The organism is Streptomyces sp. NPDC058796 (assembly GCF_042745235.1).
Classification (GTDB): Bacteria; Actinomycetota; Actinomycetes; order Streptomycetales; family Streptomycetaceae; genus Streptomyces.
Map to the genome: position 1 here is coordinate 89,443 of NZ_JBHYOP010000017.1, position 9,529 is coordinate 98,971.

The following is a 9,529-nucleotide window of genomic DNA, read 5'->3' on the forward strand; positions in this document are numbered from 1 at the left end:
GGCGCGCCGCCCGCCTACGGCCGGTGCGCCAAGGGGCCGGCGGTCACCGTGCCGGCAGGACGACGGCGCGGCCGGTCACCAGGCCCTGGCGGAGCATCTCGTAGGCCTCGGGGACCTCGTCCAGCGCGAACGTCCGCACGCGTGACGTGAGCAGCCCGGAGCGGGCCAGTTCCAGGACCTCCACGAGGTCGGTGCGCGTGCCCCAGTACGTCCCGGCGACCGACACACCGTACGCGGGCGTGTCGAAGCCGACCGGGAGCGCCCCGCGGCCCACGCCCGCGATGGTCACGTCCCCGCCGATGCCGACACAGGCACCGGCCAGCCCCACCGTCTGCGGAGTCCCGACGAAGTCCAGCACCACGTCCGCGCCGGCCCCGTCCGTCAGCTCCCGGATCCGCGGCGCGGCCGCCTCGTCGGACATCAGCGTGGTGTGCGCGCCCAGTTCCGCCGCCAGCTGCCGCTTGGCCTCGCTCACGTCCAGCGCGACGACCCGGGCGGCGGTGAGCACCCTCAGCAACTGGACCGCGAGATGCCCGAGGCCCCCGATGCCGATCACCACGGCCGTGCTTCCCGCGACCAGTTTGGGCAGGGACCGCCGGACGGCGTGGTAGGCGCTCAGTCCGGCGTCGGTCAGCGGCGCGGCCTGGACCGGGTCCAGACCGCCGAGCGGCACCAGATGCCGCGCCGAGTCCACCAGCATGTACTCGGCGAGACCGCCCGGGGCCCCGAGCCCGGGCGGCGCGATCCCGAGGGAGGCGCTGCGCGGGCACAGGTTCTCGGCGCCGCCCGCGCACCGCCGGCACGCGCCGCAGCCCCTCGGCCCGTACACGGCGACGGCATCGCCCTCGCGCAGCCCGTGCACGCCGGCGCCCAGCGCCGCGACCGTGCCCACCGGCTCGTGGCCCAGCGTCAGCGGCACCGGAATGCCCATGCGCCGCAGCATGCCGAGCGGGGTGTCCAGCAGCAGGAAGTCCGAATGGCACAGGCCCACGGCCGTCATCGCCAGCAGGACCTGACCCCAACCCGGTTCCGGCACCGGCACCTCGACGAGTTCGGGGCCCCGGCGCGGGGTCCGCAGCTGGGCCGCCCGCATCACGGCCTCCGCCGCTCGGCGAACCACCCCGCCAGATGGGCGGCGATCTCCTCCTGCCGCTGCGGCCGCCCGATGCCCGCGTGGTCGGTCGCCATCCGCACCAGGTCGATGCCGGGACACACCGTCAGCCACACCGACGCCGGATCGGGCAGCGGTTCCTCGTCGGCGATGTACAGCAGCGTCGGCTGGTCGTGCGGCCGCGGCCGCCAGTCGGCCGTCAGCCGCGTCTCGTGCTGCTGGATGCGCAGCAGCCGTTCGTACCCGGCCACGTCGACCTCACCGGGCAGCAGCCCGTGCGCGACACAGACGTCCCGGGCCACCTGGGAGAGGTTCTCCGGGCGGGCCGAGCGGATCGCCGTCTCGACGGTGCGCGGCGCCGGCCCGAGCGCCAGCGTCACCACGAACGCCAGATGCCGTTCCACCTCGGTGTCGGCCACCTTCAGATCGGTGATCCGGCTGTCCATCATGAACACGTGCGCCGTACGGCCCAGCTCCCGCAACTGGCACGCGACCTCGTAGGCGAGGAAACCGCCCATCGACCAGCCGCCCAGGAGATACGGGCCCTCCGGCCGCAGCCGCAGCAGCTCCCGCAGATAGCCCGCCGCCATGGCCGCCAGGTCCGGGGCGAAGGCGTCCTCCGACATATCGACGTGCGGCCGGCTCTGGAAGGCGCGGACCGGTCCGGGCCAGCTCCGCGCCAGCGGCACGTACGGCGCCACCGAGCCGCCCATCACATGGAACAGCGTCAGCTCCGGCCCCTCGCCGTCGGACAACTGCACGGCGCACGACGGCCGGTGGAGGGCGCTGACGCCGTCCGGGGTGAGCGCGCCGGCGAACTCCCGCACGGTCGGCGCCTCGAAGACCCGCCCGAGCGGAAGGTCGGTCCCGAACTCGCCGCGCACCCGGTTGACCATCCGCAGCGCCAGCAGCGAATTGCCGCCCAGGGCGAAGAAGTTGCTGTCCGGGCCGACGGACGGCACCTCCAGCAGCTCCGACCACAGCTCGGCGAGCTGCTTGAGCACCGGGTCGTCGTCCCGCACCCCGGCCGTGCCGTCCTGCGGCGCGGCGACCAGCTCCAGGGCGCGGGCGACGTCCACCTTGCCGTTCGCGCTCAGTGGCAGCTGGTCCACGATCCGGATGTGCCCCGGAATCATGTAGTGGGGCAGATGCTCGCGCAGATGGGCCGTCAGCGCCTGCCCGTCCAGCCGTGCGTCCGGCTCGGGCACGGTGAGCGCCACCAGGCGCCGCTGGCCGCCGGGGGCGTCGTCGACGCACACCACGCACTCGCGCACCCCGGGATGTGCGCGCAGCGCCACCTCCACCGATCCCGGCTCCACCCGGTACCCGAGGATCTTCACCTGCCGGTCCTCGCGGCCGAGGAACTCGATGGTGCCGTCCGGCCAGTAGCGGCCCAGATCGCCCGTGCGGTAGAGGCGTTCACCCGTGCGCGGATGCGTGATGAACCGGTCCGCGGTGCGCTCCTCGTCCCGCCAGTAGCCCCGGGCCAGCCCGACGCCGCCGATGTGGATCCGGCCCACCGCCCACGGCTGGCGGACCTCCAGCCGGTGGTCGAGCACCTTCATCGTCTGGTTCGTCAGCGGCCGCCCGTACGGCACGGACCGCCACGCCGGGTCCGTCTCGCCCACCTCGTAGATGTTCGACCAGATCGACGCCTCGGTGGCGCCGCCCATCGCGATGACACGGACCGCGCTCCACAGCCGCCGCATTCGGTCCGGCAGCGTGGTGGGCACCCAGTCGCCGCTCAGCAGGAAGGCGCGGACCGGGGCGCGGCCCAGCTCGGGCCGCTCCTCCGCCACCTCCACCAGCATCTCGGCGAGCGCGGGCACCGAGTTCCACACCGTCACGCCGTGCCGGTGCGCGGCGGCCGCCCAGGACAGCGGGTCGGGCAGCGGCGCCGGGTCCGGGACCACCAGCGCGGCACCGGCGGCCAGCGTGCCGAACACGTCCCACACCGACAGGTCGAACGCGAGGGAGGAGATGCCGAACACCCGGTCCGCCGGGCCCAGTCCGATCCGCTCGTTGATGTCGAGGACGGTGTTCAGCGCCGAACGGTGCTCGATCATGACGCCCTTGGGGCGGCCGGTGGAGCCCGAGGTGTAGATGATGTACGCGAGGTCGTCCGCGCCGCACTCCACCGTCGGCAGGCCGTCCTGCGCGGGGCCGGTCTCGTCCACGTGCAGCACCGGGCGCGCCGCCCCGCCGAGCTCCGGCGGCGTGTGGGACTGGGCCAGCACCACCCGGGCCGAACACTCCTCCAGCAGGTCCGCCATCGGCCCCTTCGGCATGAGCGCGTCGATCGGCACGTACGCGGCGCCCGCCCGGAGTACACCGAGCACCGCGACCACCTGCTCCCACCCCTTGACCATGACGACCGGCACGATGTCGCCGCGCCGCACCCCCTGGCCGAGCAGCCAGTGCGCCACCGCGCGCGAACGCGCCTCCAGCTCGGCGTAGCTCAGCGTCAGGCCCTCGGTGACCACCGCCGGCGCCTCGGGCAGTTCGGCCGCCCGCCGCAGGAACCGGTCCTCCAGACGGCCTTCGGGCAGCGGACGCGCGGTGTCGTTCAGCGCGTCGACGAGCGCCCGGTGGGCGGCCGGAACGGGGTCGGACTCCCCGTCCGCCCCGTCCGGGCGGGACAGGGCCTCCAGCATGCTCCGGTAGCACTCGGCGAGCAGATCCGGCAGCCCCGGCGGGAACGCCTCGTCCACGAAGTCGATGTTCGAGGCGACGCCACCGCCCGGCAGATCGCGGATCTGGTTGTCGAGCAGCACCTGAGGCGTGTGCTGAATGCGCTCCACCGGCCGGAACGCCGGCCGGCTCTGCGGCGGCGGGGTGTCCCAGCCCGGCCCCTGGTTGCTGGTGAAGACGTACGGGAAGGCGGCCCGCTGCGACCAGCCGCTGCGCGCCGCGAGCTCCCGGCTGATCCGCACACCCGTCACATCGCTGTTGGCCATGTCCTTCCACAGGCGGCGCTGCAGCAGTTTGGCCCGCTCCCAGAAGCCGCCCTCGCCGCGGTGGTCCACCTCCAGCGGCAGGGTCGCGGTGCGCTGCCCCACCACGGGCGGACCCGGGCGCCGGGCCACCAGGTTGAGGTGGACCACGTTGAGACAGAAGTGCGGAACCGACGCCCACGAGGCCAGCGCCTCGGACAGCACATGCATCAGCGCGGTGGCCGGCATCACCCGGTGCTTGCGGACGTTGGCGCAGAACGTCTCCCACTGCTCCCGGCTGAGGAAGACCGTCCGGGCGGTGAAACGGACCGCGTCGATGCTCTTCGGCTGGCGCACCAGCGGCAACTGCGGCCCCTCCGGCAGGCTGTCCAGCCGCTGCTCCCAGTACGCCCACTGCTTGCCGAAGCCCTCGCCACGCTCGTCGGCCAGCAGCTCGGCCCGCCACTGACGGAACGTCTTCTCCACGGGCGCCAGCCGCACGCCCGGATCGTGGTACACCTCCAGCCACTCGTCGACCACCGTGTTCAGGCTCGGCGCGTCGACGAGGATCAGGCTGTAGCGGAAGTGCACCCGGTAGCGGTGCCGGCGCAGCCGGCTGGCGACGACCTCGAACAGCGGCCAGCCCGTGGGGTCCAGGCCCTCGGAGCACATGCCCTCACGCGTGCGGCGGATGCCCTCCTCCTGCTCCCGCGGGTCCAGGCCCGCCAGGTCCACCACCCGGATCGGCACCCGGGGCTGCTGCCCCGGCTCCATCACCCGGCCGTACCCGTCGGCGCCCATCACGGTGCGCAGGGTCTCGTGCCGGCGCACCATCTCGTTCAGCGCGTCCTCGCCGCGCGCCGGATCGAAGCCGACCGCGTCCAGCTCGATGTAGTACTGCTGCTGCCCGCCGAGCTCCACCATGCGGCTGCGGCCCACGATGTACGCGGACTGGATGTCCGTCAGCGGAAACTCGTGGGAGGCGCCGGACGGCAGGTCGGCGGCCGGCTCACGGTCGGCGGGAGCCGGGCCGCGGAGGTCCATCTCACTCACGGTGCTCTCCCCGTTCTGAGGTTGTCTGGCGGCGTTGCGCACACGGTTGCCCGCACGGCCCTAACGGGCCCGCGCGGAGGATCAGGCCAGCCACGCGGCGGCCCGTTCGGCGAGCATGATGCAGGTGAGGTTCATGGGGGAGAGCAGCGGCGACGGCATCACCGACGAGTCCACCACCCGCAGGTTCTCCACCTGATGCACCCGGAAGTACTGGTCCACCACCGACGAGGCGTCGTCGGCCGGCCCCATCGCGGCCGTCCCCGACGGATGCCACATCGGCGTGGCGAAACGGCTCACGGACCGGCGCAGCCGGTCCTCCTCCAGGATCATGCGCTCGGTCCACAGCAGGACGTCCTGGAGATGGCCGGCCATGGACGGGGAGCGCACCAGGGACCACAGCAGCCGCGTGCCCTCCATCAACCGCTCCACGTCGGCCCGTTCCGACAGCATGCCCAGCGTGATCACCGGGGCGTCGCCCGGCGCCGCGCCCGACACATGGACCGCTCCGCGCGACTTCGGGGCGAGCAGCATGGCCGACAGCACGACGGCGATGCGCTCGTCGGTCACCATCCCCACCTCCGGGATGGTCTCCTCGGTGACGTTGCCGGCCAGGAAGATCCCGAGGTCCGGCAGGCCGTCCGGGCGCGCCAGCCGGGCCATCACCTGATGCCAGGGCACCCCCTTGCGGCACACCTCCGGCTTGGGAACAGCCCAGATCACCGTGGCCACGTGATCGGCCAGACCCTCGCCCACACCGGGCAGGTCGGCGACGACCGGAACGCCCAGCGCCGTCAGCCTCCGGCCGTCCCCGAGACCCGAACGCTCCAGGACCAGCGGCGTGTTGACACCGCCGGCGCACAGCGTGACCCGGTCCGCCCCGGCCGTGACCGTACGGCCCTCGCGCAGTGCCTCCACCCCGCGCGCCCTGTGCCCCCGGAACAGCACCCGGGACACCTCGGTCCGCGTCCACACCGTCAGGTTCGGGCGGCCGCGCGCGGGCTCCAGATAGGCCTCGGCCGTCGAGACGCGGCGCCCGTCCCGCTCATTGCTCGGCAGCGGCCCCGCCCCGACGGCGCCGGTCGTCATGTCCGGCACCTCGGGCAGGCCCTGCTCCCGGCAGGCCCGCAGGAAGCCCCGCGCCAACGGGTCGAGGTCCTCGGGCCGGGGACGGCGCACCGGGATCGGCCCGTCGCTGCCGTGCTCCTCGCCGGGGAAGTCGGGATCGGTCTCCAGGGCGCGGAAGTAGGGCAGGACCGACTTCCACGACCACTCCGGGTTCCCCGCGGCCGCCCACGCCTCGAAGTCGGCGGGCAGGCCGCGCAGGGCGATCGCACCGTTGATCGCGGAGGACCCGCCGAGCAGCCTGCCCACCCCGTACGGCCCCTGCCGGCCGGACGGCCTGGTGCCCATGTAGGCGGCGTACTCCCAGTTGTATCCGCTGAGTACCGCCATCCCCAGCGGATAGGAGGCCTGGGGTTCGCCCAGGCGTTCCACCCCCGCCTCGACCAGCAGCACCCGGCGATCCGGGTCCTGGGAGAGCCGGGCGGCCAGGACGGCGCCGGCGGAGCCACCGCCCACCACCACATCGTCCCAGTGGCCGGACTGTGCGACTTCAGGCATGTGATCGGGCCTCTTCGCATCGGCCGCCACGGCCCCGTCGGGGCGACGGGCGAGGCGGAGGAGTGACTGACGGCAGCGGTCGTGCGGTGAGCCCGGCCCACGGCCCCGCACGGTGTGCGGGACCACGGACCGGGCGACGCGGGTCCTGCTCAGGAAACCCGGTCGGCGTGGCGTACGCGACGGCGCTGCCAGAGCAGGCCGCCCGCGCCCACGGCGGCGACGGCACCGATCAGCAGGGCGGTGTCGGAGGAGCCGCGGCCGTCCCCGGTGGCGGCGTCGGCACCAGCCAGGGCCACCGTGCTGGTGGTCGACGCGGCCTTGGCGTCGGAGGCGGTCGAGGCCGGCACGACCTTCACGGACGGCGCCGGGTGCTCGGGGTGCGGGGTCTCGGCGGTCGGGCGCTGGTCCCAGCGCACGACCTCGCCGTTGTCGTAGTACTGAACCGCGTCGAAGTAGATCCGGTCGGTGTTCGGGATGGGGCCCACGGTCAGGGTGAACTCCTCGAACTGACCGGCCGCGATGGAGGAGGCCGACGAAGAGGCGGTCCAGGTGACGGAGAGCACGCCCTCGCCGATCTCAGTGGAGCCGCTCTGCTTGCGGATGGACATACTCCAGCCCGGAAGCCGCTTGGCGAGCGCACGGGCCAGCTTCTGCGACTCGTCGACGGGCAGAACGATCTTCAGCTTCTTGGTCTTGGCCGCGGTGCGTTCGTTGGGGACCGAGAACGTGATCCGCTTGAACGTACCCGCGGTCACCTGCGCGGGATCGCTGACCGTGACATGGGCCGACGCGGGGATCGCGGCAGCCAGGACGATCGCGAGCACCCCTATGAGTGCGGCAAGGAGTCTGGTTGGACGGAGCATGTCTTCCTCTCGCAGAGATCGGGCCGGGCCCACCGGCCCGGGCACCAGGGATTCTCCGGTGCCCGCACACAGCCCGGCATCTCCCAAGTTGCCGTTGCCGCGGACGGGTTTGTCCTGCCCAGTGGTGCGGCAACGTCGGAGATGCCGCGCCCTGGACGGGCCGCGAGGATGCGGAACTGGTGCGGTCCGCCGTCCGGCGGACGCCGGCCGGTCCGGTACGCGGTCGAGTGCGGAGGGGACATGAGTGCGATGCACGATGACGGGGAGGCGCCCGGAGCGGTGCCGCGGCAGGCGATCGCGGTCGTCGGGGTGGCGTGCCGACTGCCGCAGGCACCGGACCCGCAGGCCTTCTGGCGACTGCTGCGCGACGGGCGCGACGCCGTGACCACCGTGCCCGAGGGACGCTGGCTGCTGCCCGGCGCGGGCGGCGACACCGGCAGCCCCCTACGCGAACCCGGCACGCACCGCGGCGGATTCCTCGATCAGGTCGACGCCTTCGACGCCGACTTCTTCGGCATCTCACCGCGCGAGGCCGCGGCGATGGACCCGCAGCAGCGCCTGATGCTCGAACTGAGCTGGGAAGCCCTGGAGGACGCGGGCATCGTCCCCGGTGATCTGAGCGGCGGCAGCACCGGTGTCTTCACGGGCGTCATGGGCGACGACTACGCCGCCCTCGCCCGCCGGCCCGGCCCCGGCGCGCTGACCCGGCACTCCCTCACCGGCCTGAACCGCGGCATCATCGCCAACCGCATCTCCTTCACCCTCGGCCTGACCGGTCCCAGCATCACCGTCGACACCGGCCAGTCCTCCTCCCTCGTGGCCGTCCACCTGGCCTGCGAAAGCCTGCGGAGCGGAGCCTCGGCACTGGCCCTGGCCGGCGGGGTCCAGCTGAACCTCGCCGCGGAGAACGCCGTCGGCGCCGCCCGGTTCGGCGCGCTCTCACCCGACGGCCGCTGCTTCACCTTCGACGCCCGGGCCAACGGATACGTCCGCGGGGAAGGCGGCGGAGTCGTCGTACTCAAGCCCCTGGAAGAGGCCGTCGCCGACGGCGACTCCGTCTACTGCGTCATTCTCGGCAGCGCCACGAACAACGACGGGGCCACCGACGGCCTCACCCGCCCGAGCCCCGACGGGCAGGCCGCAGTACTGCGCGCTGCCCACCGCGCGAGCGGCGTGGCACCCGGCGTCGTGGCATACGTCGAGCTCCACGGCACCGGCACCCGGGCCGGCGACCCCGTAGAAGCCGCCGCCCTGGGCGCCGTGTTCGGCGCGACGCGCCCGGCCGGCCGGGCCCTGCGGGTCGGCTCCGTCAAAACCAACATCGGCCATCTGGAGGGCGCCGCCGGCATCGCGGGGCTGCTCAAAGCGGCGCTCAGCATCAGCCACGGCCTGCTTCCGCCCTCCCTCAACTTCGAACGGCCGCACCCCGACATCCCGCTCGACGACCTGGGCCTCAGCGTCCAACGGGAACTGACCGACTGGCCGGCCGCAAAACGCCGGGTGGCGGGCGTCAGCTCCTTCGGCATGGGCGGCACGAACTGCCACATGGTCCTGGCGGAGCCCCCGCCCCCCACGCCGTCGGTGTCGTGCCGGCCCGAGGAGCGCCGACCGGCGGAGGAGGCGGTGGCCTTGGTGGTGTCCGCGAGGACGCCGGGCGCGTTGCGGGGACAGGCCGCGCGGCTGCGAGCCCACCTGGCCGAGCGCCCGGAGCTGCCGCTGTCGCGGGTGGCGGACGCGCTGGTGACCACCCGCACGGTGTTCCCGCGCCGGGCGGTGGTCACCGCAGGATCCCGCCGGACGGCCCTGGAGGCCCTGGAGGCGCTCGCGGGGGGAGCGCCGCATCCGGCCCTCGTGACCGGCCACCACACCCCGACCACCGGCGGCACCGTCTTCCTGCTGCCCGGACAGGGCTGCCAGTACCCCGGCATGGCCCGCACCCTCTACCACCA

Annotated in this window: 5 protein-coding genes; 1 reads left to right on the plus strand and 4 read right to left on the minus strand. The window is 73.7% G+C overall.

Annotated elements, in window-relative coordinates; all coding sequences use genetic code 11:
* Positions 1-43: 43 nt before the first annotated feature.
* The 4 genes from ACFW47_RS32455 to ACFW47_RS32470 form a co-directional block, all read right to left on the minus strand.
* Positions 44-1,093: an NAD(P)-dependent alcohol dehydrogenase gene (locus ACFW47_RS32455; protein WP_386287645.1), complete on the minus strand. Its 1,050-nt coding sequence runs from the start codon at positions 1,091-1,093 to the stop codon at positions 44-46.
* Complete coding sequence (locus ACFW47_RS32460; RefSeq protein WP_386307952.1) at positions 1,093-5,088, minus strand: amino acid adenylation domain-containing protein; 3,996 nt, start codon at positions 5,086-5,088, stop codon at positions 1,093-1,095. The genes ACFW47_RS32455 and ACFW47_RS32460 overlap by 1 nt, the downstream gene beginning before the upstream one ends.
* 90 nt (positions 5,089-5,178) lie before the next feature.
* The gene (locus tag ACFW47_RS32465; RefSeq protein ID WP_386287647.1) at positions 5,179-6,717 is read right to left on the minus strand and encodes a GMC family oxidoreductase; all 1,539 of its coding nucleotides are present in this window, start codon (positions 6,715-6,717) and stop codon (positions 5,179-5,181) included.
* Between the two features lie 149 nt (positions 6,718-6,866).
* On the minus strand, positions 6,867-7,580 hold the full coding sequence (locus ACFW47_RS32470) for a YcnI family protein (protein ID WP_386287649.1): 714 nt from the start codon (positions 7,578-7,580) through the stop codon (positions 6,867-6,869).
* Positions 7,581-7,820: 240 nt separating this feature from the next.
* On the opposite strand from ACFW47_RS32470, the gene ACFW47_RS32475 reads away from it, so the two are divergent.
* Positions 7,821-9,529: type I polyketide synthase (locus ACFW47_RS32475; RefSeq protein ID WP_386307947.1), on the plus strand; the 1,709-nt coding region annotated here is incomplete at its 3' end.

What these genes read in the sequence shown, in the direction of transcription:
- ACFW47_RS32455 (WP_386287645.1), bottom strand. Translation starts at nt 1,093, where the DNA reads ATGCGGGCGGCCCAGCTGCGGACCCCGCGCCGGGGCCCCGAACTCGTC.
- ACFW47_RS32460 (WP_386307952.1), bottom strand. Translation starts at nt 5,088, where the DNA reads ATGGACCTCCGCGGCCCGGCTCCCGCCGACCGTGAGCCGGCCGCCGAC.
- ACFW47_RS32465 (WP_386287647.1), bottom strand. Translation starts at nt 6,717, where the DNA reads ATGCCTGAAGTCGCACAGTCCGGCCACTGGGACGATGTGGTGGTGGGC.
- ACFW47_RS32470 (WP_386287649.1), bottom strand. Translation starts at nt 7,580, where the DNA reads ATGCTCCGTCCAACCAGACTCCTTGCCGCACTCATAGGGGTGCTCGCG.